Origin of the sequence: Clostridium sp. AT4 (genome assembly GCF_001517625.2) — a bacterium.
Classification (GTDB): Bacteria; Bacillota; Clostridia; order Lachnospirales; family Lachnospiraceae; genus Enterocloster.
On record NZ_LN999828.1, the window covers coordinates 760336 to 778911 of the forward strand.

16 protein-coding genes are annotated in these 18576 nt (G+C 46.7%); 13 read left to right on the forward strand and 3 right to left on the reverse strand.

Annotated features, from left to right (window positions below):
- Positions 1 to 11 precede the first annotated feature (11 nt).
- The 9 genes from murA (at position 12) to BN3656_RS09880 (ending at position 10451) form a co-directional block, all read left to right on the forward strand.
- Complete coding sequence (murA, locus tag BN3656_RS09840) at positions 12 to 1319, forward strand: UDP-N-acetylglucosamine 1-carboxyvinyltransferase (RefSeq protein ID WP_066547345.1); 1308 nt, start codon at positions 12 to 14, stop codon at positions 1317 to 1319.
- A gap of 8 nt (positions 1320 to 1327) precedes the next feature.
- Positions 1328 to 2059 carry a cell division protein FtsQ gene (locus BN3656_RS09845; protein ID WP_066547348.1) on the forward strand — a complete coding sequence of 244 codons (732 nt, stop codon included), beginning with the start codon at positions 1328 to 1330 and terminating at the stop codon, positions 2057 to 2059.
- A gap of 165 nt (positions 2060 to 2224) precedes the next feature.
- A complete protein-coding gene (ftsZ, locus tag BN3656_RS09850) occupies positions 2225 to 3577 on the forward strand; it encodes a cell division protein FtsZ (RefSeq protein WP_066547350.1) in 1353 nt (450 codons plus the stop codon).
- Between the two features lie 181 nt (positions 3578 to 3758).
- Complete coding sequence (locus BN3656_RS09855) at positions 3759 to 4607, forward strand: sigma-E processing peptidase SpoIIGA (RefSeq protein ID WP_066547353.1); 849 nt, start codon at positions 3759 to 3761, stop codon at positions 4605 to 4607.
- Between the two features lie 36 nt (positions 4608 to 4643).
- Entirely contained in the window at positions 4644 to 5384 is a 741-nt protein-coding gene (sigE, locus tag BN3656_RS09860; protein ID WP_066547363.1) for an RNA polymerase sporulation sigma factor SigE, read from the forward strand.
- A 241-nt stretch (positions 5385 to 5625) separates the two neighbouring features.
- Positions 5626 to 6816 (forward strand): mandelate racemase/muconate lactonizing enzyme family protein, encoded by a 1191-nt coding sequence (locus BN3656_RS09865; RefSeq protein WP_066547365.1) that lies wholly within the window; start codon positions 5626 to 5628, stop codon positions 6814 to 6816.
- A gap of 21 nt (positions 6817 to 6837) precedes the next feature.
- On the forward strand, positions 6838 to 8235 hold the full coding sequence (locus BN3656_RS09870; protein WP_066547367.1) for an APC family permease: 1398 nt from the start codon (positions 6838 to 6840) through the stop codon (positions 8233 to 8235).
- 30 nt (positions 8236 to 8265) lie between these two features.
- Positions 8266 to 9489: a mandelate racemase/muconate lactonizing enzyme family protein gene (locus BN3656_RS09875; protein WP_066547369.1), complete on the forward strand. Its 1224-nt coding sequence runs from the start codon at positions 8266 to 8268 to the stop codon at positions 9487 to 9489.
- Between the two features lie 176 nt (positions 9490 to 9665).
- On the forward strand, positions 9666 to 10451 hold the full coding sequence (locus tag BN3656_RS09880; protein WP_066550681.1) for a GntR family transcriptional regulator: 786 nt from the start codon (positions 9666 to 9668) through the stop codon (positions 10449 to 10451).
- An 86-nt stretch (positions 10452 to 10537) separates the two neighbouring features.
- Here the strand turns inward: BN3656_RS09880 and BN3656_RS09885 are convergent, their stop codons facing one another.
- From BN3656_RS09885 to BN3656_RS09895, 3 genes are all read right to left on the reverse strand, one after another.
- The gene (locus tag BN3656_RS09885) at positions 10538 to 11521 is read right to left on the reverse strand and encodes an NYN domain-containing protein (RefSeq protein WP_066547373.1); all 984 of its coding nucleotides are present in this window, start codon (positions 11519 to 11521) and stop codon (positions 10538 to 10540) included.
- A 128-nt stretch (positions 11522 to 11649) separates the two neighbouring features.
- Entirely contained in the window at positions 11650 to 12429 is a 780-nt protein-coding gene (gene sigG, locus BN3656_RS09890; protein ID WP_066547375.1) for an RNA polymerase sporulation sigma factor SigG, read from the reverse strand.
- Positions 12430 to 12630: 201 nt separating this feature from the next.
- A complete protein-coding gene (locus BN3656_RS09895; protein ID WP_066547377.1) occupies positions 12631 to 13398 on the reverse strand; it encodes a type III pantothenate kinase in 768 nt (255 codons plus the stop codon).
- A 96-nt stretch (positions 13399 to 13494) separates the two neighbouring features.
- Between BN3656_RS09895 and coaBC the strand changes: the two genes are divergently transcribed.
- From coaBC to BN3656_RS09915, 4 genes are all read left to right on the forward strand, one after another.
- Positions 13495 to 14694 carry a bifunctional phosphopantothenoylcysteine decarboxylase/phosphopantothenate--cysteine ligase CoaBC gene (gene coaBC / locus BN3656_RS09900; RefSeq protein ID WP_066547380.1) on the forward strand — a complete coding sequence of 400 codons (1200 nt, stop codon included), beginning with the start codon at positions 13495 to 13497 and terminating at the stop codon, positions 14692 to 14694.
- Positions 14695 to 14871: 177 nt separating this feature from the next.
- Positions 14872 to 16476 (forward strand): peptide chain release factor 3, encoded by a 1605-nt coding sequence (locus BN3656_RS09905; RefSeq protein ID WP_066547382.1) that lies wholly within the window; start codon positions 14872 to 14874, stop codon positions 16474 to 16476.
- 55 nt (positions 16477 to 16531) lie between these two features.
- Positions 16532 to 16978 (forward strand): GatB/YqeY domain-containing protein, encoded by a 447-nt coding sequence (locus BN3656_RS09910; protein WP_066547384.1) that lies wholly within the window; start codon positions 16532 to 16534, stop codon positions 16976 to 16978.
- A gap of 40 nt (positions 16979 to 17018) precedes the next feature.
- Positions 17019 to 18422 (forward strand): Sapep family Mn(2+)-dependent dipeptidase, encoded by a 1404-nt coding sequence (locus BN3656_RS09915; protein ID WP_066547390.1) that lies wholly within the window; start codon positions 17019 to 17021, stop codon positions 18420 to 18422.
- The last annotated feature ends 154 nt before the right edge of the window (positions 18423 to 18576 follow it).

Below are 18576 nucleotides of genomic sequence, written 5' to 3' on the forward strand. Positions count from 1 at the left end.
GAGGTGGTCTTTTGTCCGCAATCCGTGTCAGTGGATGCATACCCTTAAAGGGGGAAATTTCCATACAGGGATCAAAAAATGCGGCCCTTCCCATGATGGCGGCCGCTCTCCTGCATAAAGGCCTTACGGTTCTTACCAATGTGCCGAAGATCCAGGATACTGCCTGCATGATGAGGATCCTGGAGGCTCTGGGCTGCAGCTGTATCCGCCGCGGAGGAAGTATAGTGATTGACGCCGGTGAGATAAAAAGCACACAGGTGCCCCAGGAATATGTCCGGTCCATGCGTTCTTCCATTATTTTACTGGGAGCTCTTCTGGGCCGTATGGGCCAGGGAAGCTGCTGTTATCCCGGCGGCTGCCTGATCGGAGCAAGACCCATAGATCTTCATCTTATGGCATTAAAAAAACTGGGAGCTGTGATCAGTGAAGAAGATGGGATCATAGAGGCCTGCGTAGGAGCAGGCGGGCGTCTTAAGGGGACGGAGATCATTTTTTCCTATCCCAGCGTGGGAGCCACCGAGCAGGCGGTTTTGGCCGCTGTGCTCGCAGAGGGAGTGACGGTAATCCGTGGAGCTGCCATGGAGCCGGAGATCTGCCAGCTGTGCGGCTTCCTTAATAATATGGGAGCCGTGATCTGCGGCGCAGGTACAAAAACCCTGATGATTCAGGGGGTACGGTCTTTAAAAGACAGCGCCTTTCGGGTAGAAGGGGATCGGATCGTGGCAGGAACCTATGGGGCGGCGGTGATGGCAGCCGGAGGCGATGTGACCTTAAAAGGTGTTCGTCCGTCGGCTTTGAAGCTTCCTCTGGCTCTGATAGCCCGGTCCGGAGGAACTGTTACGGTTTCGGAAAGCAGCGGTCGGCTTCAGGCGACAGGGATCGGCTCTGAGGAAGAGGGACGGATTCGGATCAGAAACGAAGGTCCTGCCGGGCCTCTCACTCTTAAAACCGGGCCTTATCCGGAATTCCCTACGGATCTGCAGTCTCCGTTCATGGCCTTTCTGGCTGCGGGACGGGGCGTGAGCCGGATAGAAGAGCGTGTGTTTGAAGGACGGTTTGGTACGGCCGGAGAACTTGAAAAAATGGGGGCCTTAATTCGGCTGGAGGGGAAAACGGCCGTTATTTACGGAGCCGGTTCCCTAAAGGGCTCTGCCGTAAAGGCAGCAGATCTTCGGGGCGGGGCGGCGCTTGCGGTAGCGGCGCTGACTGCAAAGGGAGAAACGGTCATCGGGGACTGCCGGCATATTGAACGGGGGTATGAGGACATCTGTCGGGATTTATCGGCTCTCGGAGCCAGGATCCAATGGATAGGAGAGTGATATACCGCATGAGAAAAACAAACGAAAAACAGCATATGATCCTGGGGATTGCCGTGGCGGTTTTTCTGCTCACGGCGATCCTTGTGCTGTCTGTCCGCATCCAGACGATTACGGTATCAGGAAGCAGCCGTTACAGTGCACAGCAGGCGGAGGAGCTGCTCTTTTCCGGCCGGATGGGAAAAAATTCGGTCATTGCCTATATAAGGGACAGGCTCAATCCCCATAAACAGATTCCCTTTGTGGAAGACTATAAAATCGTGTTTCACGGCCCGTTTCATGCGGAGGTCATTATTTATGATAAAAGCATTGTAGGCTACGTTTCCTATATGAGCAGCTATATGTACTTTGACCGCGAAGGCATTGTAGTAGAAAGCTCAGGCAGAAAGCTGGAGGGAATCCCATGGATCACGGGAATGGATCTGGGAAGGGTGGTGCTCTATCAGCCGCTTCCGGTTGCAGACCGCCGCATCTTTGAGGAAATTTTAAACCTGACCCAGCAGCTTTCCCTTTATGAGATCCAGGCGGATCAGATCCGCTTTGACGCCTATAATCAGCCGGTTTTAACCATCGGACAGATGGAAGTGATCCTGGAAAGTATGGGAAATATTGACAGTAAGCTTTCTGTTTTAAATGATATCCTCACAGATCAGCCCCAGCTGAGGGGGATCCGCGGAACGCTGGAACTGGGGGATTACAGCGAGACAAATGACCGGGCGGGAATCACATTTAAAAAGAAATAAAATACAAAATTCAGGGTTGATTTTTTTAATAAAATCAAATATAGTATTAGTTAGGCTAAAAGCATGACATATGAAAGAATATCTGAAGAAAAGAGAACAGAGATGCATTCTCAAAACAGACTCTGAGAGCCGGGATGCATGAAAGGGATAAGGAGGATAAGTATCTTGTTAGAGATTAAGATAAATGAGTCAGAAAATGCCGCAAGGATCATTGTAGTAGGTGTAGGCGGCGCAGGCAACAACGCAGTAAATCGCATGATCGACGAGAACATCGCAGGCGTGGAGTTCATCGGCATCAATACGGATAAGCAGGCCCTTCAGTTCTGCAAGGCTCCCACAGCCATGCAGATCGGTGAGAAGCTGACAAAGGGACTGGGTGCAGGCGCCAGACCGGACGTAGGCGAAAAGGCCGCAGAGGAAAGCTCTGAGGAGATCTCACAGGCATTAAAGGGTGCGGATATGGTATTCGTTACCTGTGGTATGGGCGGCGGAACCGGAACCGGAGCTGCTCCTGTTGTTGCGAAGATTGCCAAGGATATGGGAATCCTGACAGTAGGCGTAGTGACAAAGCCCTTCCGTTTTGAGGCAAAGGCCCGTATGACAAATGCTTTAAACGGAATCGAATGTTTAAAACAGGCAGTGGATACTCTGATCGTTATCCCCAATGACCGCCTTTTGGAGATCGTTGACCGCCGGACCACCATGCCGGATGCCCTTAAAAAGGCAGATGAGGTGCTTCAGCAGGCAGTTCAGGGAATTACGGACCTGATCAACGTTCCAGGCCTTATCAATCTGGACTTTGCAGATATTCAGACCGTTATGATCGACAAGGGCATCGCACACATCGGTATCGGAAAGGCAAAGGGCGACGACAAGGCCATCGAGGCTGTAAAGCAGGCCGTTTCCAGCCCGCTGCTTGAGACAACTATTGAGGGTGCAAGCCATGTGATCATCAATATCTCCGGTGATATCAGCCTGATCGAGGCAAATGATGCCGCAAGCTATGTACAGGAGCTGGCAGGAGATGATGCAAATATCATCTTTGGTGCGATGTATGATGAAAATGCTCAGGATGAGGCAAGCATTACCGTAATCGCTACTGGCCTGGATGAGCACAATTCTACCTCTTCTGTGACAAAGGCAATGGCAGGCTTTACAAACTTTAAGCCCAAGGCACCTGCTGCAGCTTCCGCAGCCCAGACAGAACGTGCCGCAGCTCCGGAAGCCGCAGCTACTGCTTCCACAGGCTTTACAAGACCGGCTCAGCCTTCCTTTAGCCACAGCTTTGGACAGCAGAGCACAGGAAACAGCACGCCATCCTTTACAGCGCCAAGATTTGGACAGAATACGGGAAGCTTTAGTTCTTCCGGTACAGCTTCCGCTCCGGCAGCAACTGCAGCCGGCAGCAATGCAGGCAGTACAGCTGCTCCGACTCAGAATCAGACACCTTCCTTCCGTCCGACTGCCAATAAGGAAATGCAGATCAACATTCCGGATTTTCTGAAAAATAAGAGATAATCAATTTTAATGAACTGATTTGACCGTTGAAATGGATCAATGTATATCATGATCCGTTTCAACGGTCTTTTTTTGTCGAAAAATTCTTTCTGTTTTCCCCCTCCCTTCGACAGCATTTGCATAGGAGAAACGTTATAATATCCATAGGACAGCCTGATAGGGGAGGTGAGGCCAAAACGAGGTGGTTTATACAGTCTACATAGATGAAGTATTTGCTGTAAATATGGCTATGGATTTGATGGTGCTGATGGCAGTGAATCAAGTGCTTTGTTACCGGGCAGGGGCCGCGCAGATCGTGAGGGGTGCAGCATTGGGGGCGGCCTGGGCCTGTGTAACAGCCATATTTCCGCAGATGCCGCTGACCTTTAAAGCGGCAGGAACCTATGGAGCAGCAGGTGCTGTCATGGCAGTAACCGCATTTGGGGTAAAGGGCATAAAAGAGATCGGCCGGGCGGCGGCGGGAATCTATCTGGCCGCTGTCATTCTCGGGGGAGCCATGATGGTTTTTGAGGAGCAGCTAAGGCCCGGAGGGATCTTTTTTCCACTGGCCTGTGGTCTTAAGGTACTGGGGATACCGGATCTGTCCGGAGCGCTTATGCTCCTTGGAGGCGCAGCATCCGTTTTTGGGGCAGTCTGCTGGCTCAGAGGGCTTACAGCGTCGCTTTTGCAAAAAAAGGTCCTGTGCAGGGTAACCCTGCGTCAGGGCAGCCGGATGTATGTGGCATCAGGGCTGATCGACACAGGAAACCGGCTGAAGGAGCCGGTAAGCGGAAGGCCGGTTCACGTAGCCGTTCGGGAAGTGATAGAAGCCATATCGCCCAGAATACAGGGAGTGACCTATATCCCCTACCGCAGTGTAGGAGGAGAAGGGCTTCTCCCGGCAGTAACATTAGATGAAATAAAGGTGGAGCAGCAGGGGAACTGCTATACACTTGCGAGACCTCTGGTGGCTGTGGTAAAACAGCCTCTTTCTCCGACCGGAGAATATGAGGTCCTGATACAGGAGTTTGACGGCGGCGCCGGAAGATAGGGGAATCGCGGCGCCATAAAAACAGGAGGAAGTAAAATGATCGTTAAAGTATCCATACCCAACCGTTTTCAGTTTAAAACGGCTCCGGGTTTTCGTACGATGCTGATGCAGAAGCAGGGGGAGGTTCATTATATCGGGGGCGCTGATATCCTTCCGCCGCCTCTTGAGACAGAGGAAGAGGGGCGCATGATCGATCTTTTGGGAAGCCCGGAAGATCGCCAGGCCCGTTCCTGCCTGATCGAACACAATCTGCGTCTGGTAGTATATATTGCAAAGAAATTCGATAATACCAGTGTGGGAGTAGAGGATCTGATCTCCATCGGAACAATCGGCCTTATAAAGGCCATCAATACCTTTAAGCCGGATAAAAACATAAAGCTGGCCACCTATGCTTCCAGGTGTATTGAAAATGAGATCCTGATGTATTTAAGGCGCAACAGCAAGACGCGTCTGGAGGTTTCCATCGACGAGCCGTTAAATGTGGACTGGGATGGAAATGAGCTTCTGCTCTCAGATATCCTTGGAACGGATGAAGATGTGATCTGCCAGGGGATCGAAGATGAGGTGGAAAAGGATCTTTTAAATACAGCCATCAGCCATTTAGAGCCCAGAGAACGTAAAATTGTAGAACTGCGTTATGGCCTGGCAGATGAGGACGGCGAAGAAATGACTCAGAAAGAAGTGGCCGATCTTCTCGGCATCTCTCAGTCCTACATATCCAGACTGGAGAAAAAAATCATGAAGAGACTGAAAAAGGAGATTGTCCGTTTCGAGTAGATGACTGGAGAACTGAATGAAATATGCTCTGGAACCATGAAAAAATGAATGGTAAGCCAGAGCATATTTTTTTGTGCATATTTTATAATAATATAAAAAATAAATAGGCATTATATCACAAACACACAAAATACTATTGACAAAGTAGAAAAAACGTACTATTGTATAATCATAGTTAGCGAACAAGTGAATAGATGAGTAATATAATAGCAATCAAATGATATATATGAGGAGGTAAAAATTGAAGATAACAAAAGTGGAAGTTTTTCGTTTACCAACTGCTAATAGTAAGCAAAACAGCCCGATAGGCTGCCGGATTCACACAGATCAGGGAATTTATGGAGATGGAGAGGCTGGAATGGCTTATGGAATTGGAGGAACTGCAGCATATGGAATGATTTGTGATCTGGCAGAATTAATCGTGGGAATGGATCCCCTGCAGACCGAGTTGATTTGGGAAACCATGTACAAACGTACTTTTTGGGGACAGAATGGCGGACCAGTAGTATTTTCTGGAATTGCAGCTATTGATGTAGCTTTGTGGGATATCAAAGGAAAATATTTTAATGTGCCAGTATATCAATTGTTGGGGGGCAAGGTTCGTGATAAGCTACGCACATATGCAAGTCAGCTTCAGTTTGGATGGGGTCAGACGGGAATTTCAGAACATCTTTGGGCTGTAACCCCAGATGATTATGCGTATAATGTGAAACTTGCTATTGAAGAGGGGTATGATGCCGTTAAGATTGACTTTTTTGATCGGGATGAAGATGGGAAACCGCTTACATTTCTCGATACAACCGGATTTTTAACACCTAGTCAGTTAAAAATGGTGGAAGATAGAATGAAGGCTGCAAGAGAGGTTGCTGGTGATAAAGTGGATATTATAATGGAGAATCATTCTTATCCAGATGCTTTAGGCGCCCTGCAGTTGGCAAAATTGGCTGAAAAATATAATATATTGGCATTTGAAGAACCAAATACGCCAACGGTTCATACGGTCGAGTATATTACTAAATATACATCTGTTCCTATTGCAAATGGAGAGCGTCTTTTCTCAAGATGGCAGTATGCAGAGTATTTTAAAAAAAATTTACTTCAGCTGGCTCAACCAGACATCGGAAACTGTGGAGGTATTTCTGAAGTAAAAAAAATATGTGATATGGCCCATGCATTTGATGTAGGAGTACAGGTACATGTGGCGGGGAGTCCACTTGCTACTAATGCAGCTCTTCATGTAGAATGTACGATTCCTAATTTTATTATTCATGAACATCATACATGCAATCGTATGGATACATGTCTGGGATTAACAAAATATAATTTACAGCCAGAAAATGGATATTTTAAAATACCAGATTTGCCAGGAATTGGAAATGAATTTTTACAGGAGGCTATTGGCAGGGCAACATTATACAAAGTCATAAAGTAGAAAGATGAAGGAGAAGGGATTATGGCAATTAAAGTTGTAAAAGAACCGGCTCCAAAGCCGGGAACATTGGGAAGGGTTGAGTTGTATGCACTGGCAATTGGACAGGTAATTGGAGCAGGGGTAATTACACTGATTGTACCAGCAATTAAAATGACAGGATATTCAGCGTGGCTTGCCTATTTTGTAGCTATTATAATGGGCTTTATAATGGTTTTGCCATTTGTTTTTATTTCTTCTACCCTTCGTTTAGGCGGCGGAAATTATTCTATGTTATGTGATTTGGCAGGCCCGTCTACAGCAGGTATTTTTGCGTTTATGTATTTGACACAGTGTTTGTCTTTATCCTTATTTGGAACTTCTGCTGCTGCCTATTTAGGTGATATTATTCCGGCTTTAAGCGGACATCTTCCAAGAATTTTAGTAGGTGGAGGTTTGTTGACATTTTTCTTTGTTGTGAATCTTATGGGAGTAGATATTATGGCAGCAGCTCAGAAGATGATGACATGGCTTCTTATTGCTGCATTGGTTATGTTTGCGATTGCAGGATTTACTAAAATGGAACTCCCGGTGTTCGATTTTACAGATCCCCAGTTTATGATAAATGGACCTGGAATTACATTTGAAAATGGGCAGATCAGTGGTGGTTTTATCGGGGCAGTATTGTTGTTTGTATATTCGACACAAGGATATTATATGACAACAGCCTATGGACGTGATTCTAAAAATGCCCGCAGAGATATTCCTGTGGTTCTTTGTATGTGCGTTCCTACGCTGATTGTCCTTTATGTGGGTGTTGCTATTGCAGGTGTAGGGTGTATGTCTGTGGCAGAATATGGTGAATCTACTACATTAGTATTTGCAGCCCGAAAGATTCTTCCTACCGCTTTATTTTACTTCTTTATTATTGGTGGACCGATTATGGCGCTGCTGTCTACGTTAAATTCAAGTTTTGCTTATAATGCAATTACAATTGGACAGTCTTGTGATGATGGATGGTTGCCGGCTGCTTTTGGAAAAAAGAATAGGGCAGGAGCAAGGGTATATATTCTTGTTTTTATGTACATACTGGGTCTCATTCCAATTATTTTTGGTCTTTCTATTACAACTATCACCAATATGGTGCAATTAATTACATCTGCGTATGCATTGTTAAATTTTTATGCTATGATACAGCTTCCTAAAAGATATCCGGAGGCTTGGAAGAAAGCAAGATTCCATGTTCCAAACAGCATTTATTATACGATTTGTTTGGTATCCCTGTTAGGATTTTTAATAGTACTTTGGAAATCTGTATTGTCTATGAGCCGTGGTTTGGCAGCTGCGAATGTTGGAATTATTATAATTGCTGCAATTATTGGATTTTGGCGTGCTAAAACAGGAAACATTGAGATCCATACTTCCGTATGGGCGGAAGATTAACAAATAATTATTAATAATGGAGGTTTTTTTATGAAGATTACGAGTGTTGAATGTTATCTGGGTAATTTTATTACGGTAAAGGTTAACACGGATGAAGGAATTAGTGGATGGGGTGAAGCAGGCCTAGCATATGGAAACTGTTGGGAAGCAGCTTTTGGCCAGTGCCAGGATTTTGCAAAGCTGGTTATTGGTATGGATCCATTTGACACAGAAAAGATATGGGAGCATCTGCATCGCCATACGTTCTGGGGAATGGGAGGAGGCGTAGTAATTACATCTGCTATGGCTGCTATTGATACGGCATGCTGGGATATCAAGGGTAAAGCCTTTGGGGTACCCGTTTATAAGCTTTTAGGCGGGAAGACAAATGATAAGCTGAGAGCATATGCGAGTCAGTTGCAGTTTGGCTGGAGAACGCAGATTGAAAAGAATGACAGCCTTACATTGCTTTATGATCCACAGGACTATTATGATGTTGTAAAGGACGCAGTAGCTGAAGGGTATGATTCTGTGAAGATTGATCCTGTATTCGCGCCTTATGAAAAAGGAGATATTGGAGCTATTTTTTCGACTCAGGGAACGCATCACAGAGGATGTTATCGTCAGCATGACCTTGCACGATCTGTAGAACGAATTGCAGCTGCAAGGGAAGCTGGTGGACCAGATATGGATATTATTGTAGAGATTCATTCCCTTCTTGATGCAAATACAGCAGCTGATTTAGGAAAAGCATTGGAGCCATATCGTATTATGTATTATGAAGAGCCTACAATGCCATGTAATCCATCTGTATTTAAACATATTAAAGAGCGTTGCGGGCTTCCTTTGGCAACAGGTGAACGCAGTTACACACGTTGGGGATTCCGTCAATTCTTTGAAGATCGTACGTTGGATGTTATCCAGCCGGATTTGTGTAATACAGGAGGAATTACAGAAACAAAGAAGATTTGTGATATGGCACAAGTTTATGACATTGGTGTTCAAATCCATGTTTGTGGAGGGCCAATTGCTACAGCTGCAGCTTTGCAGGTAGAAGCAGCAATTCCTAATTTTGTAATTCATGAAGAGCACAATGCTAATCTGTTGACCAAGTTTAAGAATGGTGGAACAAATTATTACTGTCCAAAGGATGGGTATTACGATATACCAGAGCTTCCTGGCATTGGGCAGGAAATGAGTGAGGAAGAATTATCACACTGCAGAAAAGTTGTAATTGATGCCTCCACTCCCGCCGCTAATTTTGTAAAGAAGTAATGTAATGATATATTGTTGATAAAGTATGAGAGGCAGAGCCGTTACCCCAAAATGGCTCTGCCTCTTTCGGTTAAATTGTTTTGAAGCGGAAAGTATGCGAATTTATTGACATTTTATCTAAATTTCGATACGATACAAGCAAGGTGAGAAAGATGAAAAGAAAGGTGACTTTATATATGGGTGATATAAAAAGAGTAAAAAAGGCAAAGGCTATCCATCGGATTTCAGTGGTAGATCAGGTGAGCGAAGCTATTAAACAGAATATTTTAGATCATGTATGGAATGTGGGAGATAAGATTCCATCAGAGAGTGAGCTTGCAGATGAATTTGAGGTTAATCGTCTTAGTGTGCGTATGGCATTGCAAAAACTCAGTACCTTGGGATTGATCGAAACGAGGGTAGGAGAGGGGTCATTTGTCACTAAATTTTCACCAAAACCATTCTTCAGTGAACTTGCAGCTGTTTATCATGACAAAGATCGATATCAGGATGTAGTACAGCTTCGCAATCTGCTGGAAGGGGAAAGTATGCGTTTGGCGCATTTGAATGCCAACGACGAGGATTTGAAAAAATTAAAGGAATGTCTGGACTCCTATTATAATGCAACAGACATATATAATAAAGACATTGACAATAGGGAATATTTGGAAAATCTTGTAGATGCAGATTTAGCTTTTCACTATGAAATAATTAAAATCAGCCATAACCATCTCTATGTGGCCGTTTATCAGGTGGTGCAGGAACTGGTAAGAGATCATATTAAACAGTTATTGTATAAACGTACTCATGATCGTAAAAGAGCAGGATATCCTGCAAAATTAGAAGATGATACTCATATAAAGATGTATCAGAGCATATTAAATGGAGATCAGGAAGAAGCAAGAAGATCAAGAGAAGAAACATTGGGTATTGTGCAGGTGCATGGTCTTGATTATTTTGAGAGCGGGAATGATTCAATATAATAAGGCAGAAGAAAACACCCAAGATTTAGACGTACAATCTAAGTCGGGGTGTTTTTATAATCTGATGAAATGCTATACAGATACCTCTACCGCAGCTGAACCATATTATCCTTGATCTTAAAGGTTCCAAAGCTTCGGATAAAGCTGGAAATCCGGCTGAAGCCGTACTGCTTTACATCAAAATCCGGGAATTTCTTTTTCAGCTCTTCGTGGATGATGCTCAAATTATCCACATGCCCCCTGTTGTTCTGGATCAGGCGGATGATCTCTTTTTCGATATCAGCCTTGGAGGTGGAGGCGGATTTTTCCTGAACAAAGTAGCCTCCGTGGAGCTTTACCACCTGAAAATCACTGTTATTTAAGCTTTCTAAGAAGGTGGAAAGCTTGGAGTAGCCGTAATTGCGCACATCAAAATCAGAGAAGCGTTTGGTGAGGAAATTTCCTACCCGTGCCAGGATGATAGGCTGATTCTGGCTGTTGTTTTCGATCAGAAGCTTTGTAATGGCTTTCTGGATCTCGTCAATACCGGTGATGGTTTTCTGGATTTCGTCAATCGAGGGTACCTCGGTTTTGGAAGCTGTAAGGGCATTTGCCCGTCCTTTGTTTATCGGAGCGGTCTCTGCCGCATCTTCCGAAGAAATGATTTCCAGAAGCTTAAACGTATCGCAGGCTGCCCGGAACGGCTTTGGGGTTTTCTGCTCCCCGATGCCCATGACAAACATACCGGCTTCTCTGAGTCTCTGGGCCAGTTTGGTAAAGTCCGAATCGCTGGACACCAGGCAGAAGCCGTCTACATTTCCCGAATACAGGATATCCATGGCATCGATGATCATGGCGGAATCGGTGGCATTTTTGCCGGTGGTGTAGCTGTACTGCTGGATGGGGTTTACGGACCAGTCCAGGAGCACATTTTTCCATGCCCGCTTTTCATTGTCCGTCCAGTCGCCGTAAATGCGTTTATAGGTGGCGATCCCGATATCGGATACCTCATCCAGAATATATTTGATATATTTGGGAGATACGTTGTCTGCGTCGATCAATACTGCAAATCTGCGTTCATTCTGTTCCATATGCTGTGTGTTCTGTCGCTTTCCTAGAATTATCCCATGTGGGACTGTTAAACGTATAATCAGTGTATCATATTCGGGCGGCAGGCACAAGAGGTCACAGGTTTTGACTTGCTGGATCTGGAGAGATATCAGCTGGTCAGATAGCTGCGCATGGATTTTAAGGCGCTTTTTTCAAGCCGCGATACCTGAGCCTGGCTGATATGGATTTCCTTTGCAACTTCGGTCTGGGTTTTTCCTTCAAAAAAGCGCATATCGATGATGCGGCGTTCCCGGTCCGGCAGACGTTTCATGGCTTCTACAAGGGAAAGGTCCTCTACCCAGTTTTCTTCCAGATTTTTCTTATCGCTGATCTGATCCATGACATAAAGCGGATCCCCGCCGTCGGTATATACCGGCTCGTAAAGACTGACCGGAGTCTGGATGGCATCCAGGGCATAGGTGATATCCTCTCCGGAAATACCGATCTCCTGAGAAATTTCCATCAGAGAAGGTTCTTTGGAGTGACGGCGGGTGAGCTGTTCTCTGGCATAGAGGGCTTTATATGCGGTGTCCCTGAGGGAGCGGCTGACGCGGATGGAGTTGTTGTCACGCAGATAGCGGCGTACCTCGCCAAGGATCATGGGTACCGCATAGGTGGAAAATTTTACATTCTGGGTAATATCGAAATTGTCAATGGCTTTGATAAGGCCGATGCAGCCGATCTGAAAGAGATCATCGATATTTTCCTGGCTTCCGGCAAAACGCTGGATTACACTTAAGACCAGACGCAGATTTCCTTTGATATATTCTTCTCTTGCATCCATATCCCCTTTCAGGATCCGGGAGAATAAGTGCTCTTTTTCTTCATTGCTCAGAAGCGGCAGTTTGGCAGTGTTGACGCCGCAGATTTCAACCTTATAGCATGACATGGTCCGTACCTCCGTTTGGTTGTGTTATGCACGGAAAGCTTTTCGTATTTCCATTCCGGCTATAAGAGAATGATGGACGGATACGGACGGTTTTATACTTTTTTTTCTATCCAGAAAATGGGAATCGCAGCAAAGAAGAGGCAGATACAAATAAAAACAGCCGCAGCTTTTGCTGATTTGCAAAAAACTGCGGCCCGGTTTCTACTGTGTATTTTTTCGGTAGAGGATTAAAAGTCCCTTTAATAAAAGGGCGTCATCGTAAATGATCGTATGTCTGCACAGAGGCGTGATAAAACGGGCCAGACCGCCGGTAGCGATGACGGTGGGAGCTTCGCCAAGCTCTTTTTCCATCCGGTCTAAGAGGCCGTCGATCATATCTACATTGCTGAAGATAATGCCTGCTCTCATGCAGTCAATGGTATTCTTTCCGATGACTTTATCCGGAACTTCAAGACTGATGTAGGGAAGCTGGGCGGTTTTTCCGCTTAAGGAGTTTAAGGATACACGCAGACCCGGAAGGATCACGCCTCCGATGTAATTTCCATGTTTATCCGCCACGCTCATGGTAGTAGCGGTACCCATGTCGATCACTACCAGGGGAAGGGGGTGCTCGTGGATGGCAGCAGCTACATCTACGATCAGATCGCTGCCCAGCGTTTTGGGATTATCCATGAGAATATTGATGCCTGTTTTGATGCCGGGGCCGACTAAAAGCGGACGGATCCCCACAACCTTTTCTACCGCCCTCAGGATCGTGGAATTTAAGGGAGGGACCACAGAGGAGAGGATCGCACCCTCAATGGCAGAGGGATGGATTTCATGCATTTCCAGAACATTTTTAATTGTAACTGCATATTCTGTATCCGTGCGGTTCTGGTCCGTGGTGACCCGCTCGATAAAATATGTCTTTGTCTCATCAATTCCGCCGATCACGGTATTTGTATTTCCCATATCAATGGCTAAAATCATATAGAAGACTCCTTTCTGCGGATGGTATTTCCATCAAAGAAAAATTGTGCTATGATTGTAACATAGAAAAAACGGAAAGACAACCGGAGGAAGCGTATGTTAAAAGGAAAAACCATACTCCTTGGAGTTACGGGCAGCATTGCTGCCTATAAGATCGCAAACCTGGCCAGCGCCCTGGTAAAGCAGGGAGCAAGCGTCCATGTGCTTATGACGAAAAATGCTGTGAATTTTATCAATCCCATTACCTTTGAGACACTGACCGGCCATAAATGTCTGGTAGACACCTTTGACCGGAATTTTGAATTCAGCGTAGAGCATGTATCACTGGCAAAGACGGCAGACGTCTTTTTGGTGGCCCCGGCCTCTGCCAATGTAATCGGAAAGCTGGCCCACGGGATCGCAGACGATATGCTGACCACTACCTTTATGGCCTGCACCTGTCCGAAGATCGTCTCGCCTGCCATGAACACGCGGATGTATGAAAATGAAATCCTTCAGGATAACTTAAAGGTTCTGGAGCATTATCACATCCAGGTCATCCGTCCGGCGACGGGGTATCTGGCCTGCGGCGATACAGGGGCGGGAAAGATGCCGGAGCCGGAGCTCCTTCTGGAATACATCCGATGCGCCCTTGCTCCCAAAGACTTAAAGGGAAAGAAAATTCTTGTTACCGCAGGCCCTACCAGAGAGGCCATTGATCCGGTGCGCTATATTACGAATCATTCCACCGGGAAAATGGGGTATGCCATTGCAGAGGCGGCTGCATACCGCGGAGCAGATGTGACCCTTGTCACAGGCCCCGTATCCATAAAACCGCCTCTGTTTGTGAAAACCGTACCGGCAGAGAGCGCAAAACAGATGTATGAGGCAGTTACAGGGGCGGCGAAAGAGCAGGATATCATTATCAAGGCAGCAGCAGTGGCAGATTACCGTCCCGCCCATCAGGCAGAGGATAAGATTAAAAAATCCGAAGGCGACATGAAGATTGAACTGGAACGCACGGATGATATTTTAGGCTGGCTGGGCGCCCATCGGAGGGAAGGCCAGTTCCTCTGCGGTTTTTCCATGGAAACAAGGGATCTTCTGGCAAATTCAAGAGCAAAGCTGGAACGCAAGAAGATTGATATGATCGTGGCGAACAACCTAAAAACAGAGGGAGCGGGCTTTGGTACCGATACCAACGTAGTGACCCTGATCACCAGAGAGGGCCAGACAGAACTTCCCAAGATGACAAAACAGGAGGTAGCCCACTGCCTGCTGGACGAGATCAGGAACCGTCTTGACTTTACCCTTTAATCATAATAAAATAGGTAGGATACCAGGGGGAAAAAGGTTGAAATCCGACGCAGGCTTGCCTGCAGGAGGATTTTGAATCCTGGGCCTCGCCAAAAACAGGAGTAAGCAGCCATTTTTCAAAGAAAAACATCCCGCCCCTTTAAGGGACGCAATCAGCAGGAACGGAGGATAAGACCATTGTCACAGACAGATGATCAGATGATAGAACAAATAAAAAAGCGCAGAACCTTTGCCATTATTTCCCACCCCGATGCAGGTAAAACCACACTGACAGAGAAATTCCTTCTTTACGGAGGCGCCATCAATCTGGCAGGTACGGTAAAGGGCCGCAAGGCGGCAAAGCATGCAGTTTCCGACTGGATGGATATCGAGAAGGAGAGAGGTATTTCCGTTACCTCTTCCGCCATGCAGTTTAATTATGACGGATTCTGCATCAACATCCTGGACACGCCGGGACATCAGGATTTCTCAGAGGATACCTACCGTACCCTCATGGCTGCCGATTCCGCCGTCATGGTAATCGACGGTTCCAAGGGTGTAGAGGCCCAGACCATTAAGCTTTTTAAGGTCTGCGTCATGCGCCACATTCCGATTTTTACATTTATTAACAAATTTGACCGTGAGGCCAGAGATCCCTATGAGCTTTTAGATGAGATCGAGGACGTGCTGGGCATCCGCACCTGTCCGGTGAACTGGCCCATCGGGTGCGGAAAGAATTTCAAGGGTGTTTACGACCGCTTTACAAAGAAAATCTCCACTTTTACCGCTGCCATGGGAGGCGCAAAGGAGGTTGCAACCAGGGAATTTGAGGCAGAAAGCCCGGAGGCAGAATCCGTCATCGGCCCCATTTATTACCAGCAGCTGATGGACGACATTGAGCTTTTGGACGGCGCCAGCGATGAGCTGGATATGGACCGGGTGCAGAGGGGAGATCTTTCTCCTGTATTTTTCGGTTCTGCCCTTACGAATTTCGGTGTGGAGACCTTTTTGGAGCATTTCCTGAAAATGACCACCTCTCCCCTGCCAAGAAAGTCCCTTACAGGAGAGATCGATCCATTCCGCAAGGACTTTTCCGCCTTTGTCTTTAAAATCCAGGCAAATATGAACAAGGCCCACAGAGACAGGATCGCTTTTATGCGTATCTGCTCCGGAAAGTTCGAGGCAGGCATGGAAGTGAACCACGTTCAGGGCGGAAAAAAGATCCGCTTAACACAGCCTCAGCAGCTTATGGCACAGGATCGTAAGATCGTGGAAGAGGCGTATGCGGGCGATATTATCGGCGTATTTGATCCGGGTATTTTCTCTATTGGAGATACGCTGTGCACATCCAATGAAAAATTTGAATTTGAGGGGATCCCGACCTTTGCGCCGGAGCATTTTGCAAGAGTGCGCCAGGTGGATACCATGAAGCGCAAGCAGTTTATCAAGGGGATCAACCAGATTGCCCAGGAGGGTGCGATCCAGATCTTCCAGGAATTTAACACAGGTATGGAAGAGATCATCGTAGGCGTAGTAGGCGTACTTCAGTTTGAGGTATTAACCTACCGTCTGCAGAGCGAATACAATGTAGAGGTTATCCTGGAAAAACTGCCTTATGAGCATATCCGCTGGGTGGAGAATCCTCAGGAGGTGGATGTGGCTCGTCTGATGGGAACCTCCGACATGAAGCGCATCTGCGACTTAAAGGGAAATCCGCTGCTTTTATTTATCAACAGCTGGAGCGTAGGTATGGTATTAGACCGCAATCCGGGTCTTAAATTAAGCGAGTTCGGCACCAATTAGCAGACAGGTTTCCTGTCCGGCTGCTGTGCCCTCATAGATAAAGGAGGTTTTAGAGATGTCAAAGGTAGAAGTAGTAAGAGCCGCTATGGTACAGGCCATGAAGGCAAAGGATAAGGCAAGAAAGGAGTCCCTTTCCATGCTGCTTTCCGCTCTTAAAAATGCGGAGATCGACAAGAGAGAGCCCCTGACTGAGGCCGAGGAAAATGCAGTTGTCAAAAAGGAAATCAAGCAGACACAGGAGACGTATGACCTGGCTCCTGCAGACCGTGAAGATATCCGCAGCGAAGCTGCCCAGAGACTGGCTGTATATAAGGAATTTGCTCCGGAGGATATGAGTGTGGATCAGATCCGCCAGGTGATCGCAGAGGTTCTTGCAGAGCTGGGGATCGATGCGCCCTCTCCCAAGGATAAGGGTGCGATCATGAAGGTTCTGATGCCCAGAGTGAAGGGAAAGGCAGACGGAAAGGTTGTAAACGAAACATTGGCAGGTATGTTTAAGTAAATAAGTGCCCATACAAAAAGGGCGGCAAAAGGAGGACAATATGTACAGAAAAGAAATAGAGGGATTTATCGATTCCCACAGGCAGGAGATGATTGACGATATCTGCAAGCTCTGCCGGATTAACAGTGAGAAAATGCCCTATACCGAGGGAAAGCCTTATGGCGACGGCGCATTTGATGCCCTTCACGCTGCTCTGGCTATGATGGAGGATTATGGTTTTTCCATTACCAATTATGATAACTATGTGGGAACAGCTGATTTAAATGATAAGGAGCGCCAGCTGGATATCCTGGCACATCTGGATGTGGTTCCCGCAGGAGAGGGCTGGACCGTTACAGAGCCCTTTGAGCCTGTGGAAAAGGATGGAAAGCTGTATGGCCGCGGTACGGCAGATGACAAGGGGCCGGCAGTGGCTGCTCTTTATGCCATGCGTGCTATAAAGGAGCTTGGCATCCCTGTAAAGAAAAATGTGCGCCTGATTTTGGGAACCGATGAGGAGTGCGGAAGCAGCGATATCGAGGTGTACTATAAGCGTGAGAAGGAAGCACCCATGACATTTTCACCGGATGCCTCCTTCCCTGTGATCAATATTGAAAAGGGACGCATCCCAGGGGGCTTTTCTGCTTCCTTTGAAGTTTCTGAGGCTCTGCCAAAGATTGTTTCCATTGACGCTGGCATTAAGGTAAATGTAGTTCCCGGCAAGGCAAAGGCCGTAGTGGCAGGTCTTGAAGCAGAGGTTCTCACTCAGGCTGCGGCTGCGGTTGAAGAGCAGACGGGACTTTCCTTCAGCTTTGGAGAGACGGAGGACGGAATCCAGATTACTGTTGAAGGAAAGGGCGCTCATGCATCCACTCCGGATGAGGGAAATAATGCTCTTACAGGCCTGTTATCCTATCTGGTAAGCCTGCCGCTGGCAGACTGCCCTCAGCTTCAGGCAGTAAAGAGCCTTGTAACCCTCTTCCCTCATGGTGATACCAGAGGAAAGGCTGTAGGAATCGCCATGGAGGATGAACTTTCCGGTCCTCTGACCCTGGCATTTGATATGCTCACCCTGGATAAAGACCACCTGAAGGGAGCGTTTGACTGTCGTGCCTGTCTGTGTGCTACGGAGGAGAACAGCTTAAATGTGATCCGCGCCCGTATGGCAGAGGAAGGCCTTACCTTACAGGCAGACCATATGACAGCGCCTCACCATGTAGACGGAAACTCCCATTTTGTAAAGACACTTTTAAAGGCCTATGAGGAGTATACCGGATTAGAGGGACATTGTGAGTCCACAGGAGGCGGAACCTATGTGCATCATCTGGAAAATGGAGTTGCCTTCGGCGCTTCCATGCCAGGTACCGACAATAAGATGCACGGAGCCGACGAATTTGCAGTGATTGACGAGCTTCTTACCAGTGCAAAGATTTTTGCTCAGGTAATCGTAGATCTGTGCTGTTAATTGCCTAATTGCCTTTCAGAGCCGGATGGCAGGAAAAAATTCTTGACAAACCGGTATAAGTGCGGTATCTTTAAAACTGACATTATTCCTAGCAGTATTATAGGAAATGATTACCAGTCCAGGCAGGAGGATTTTCATGAATCAGTTCAAAGCC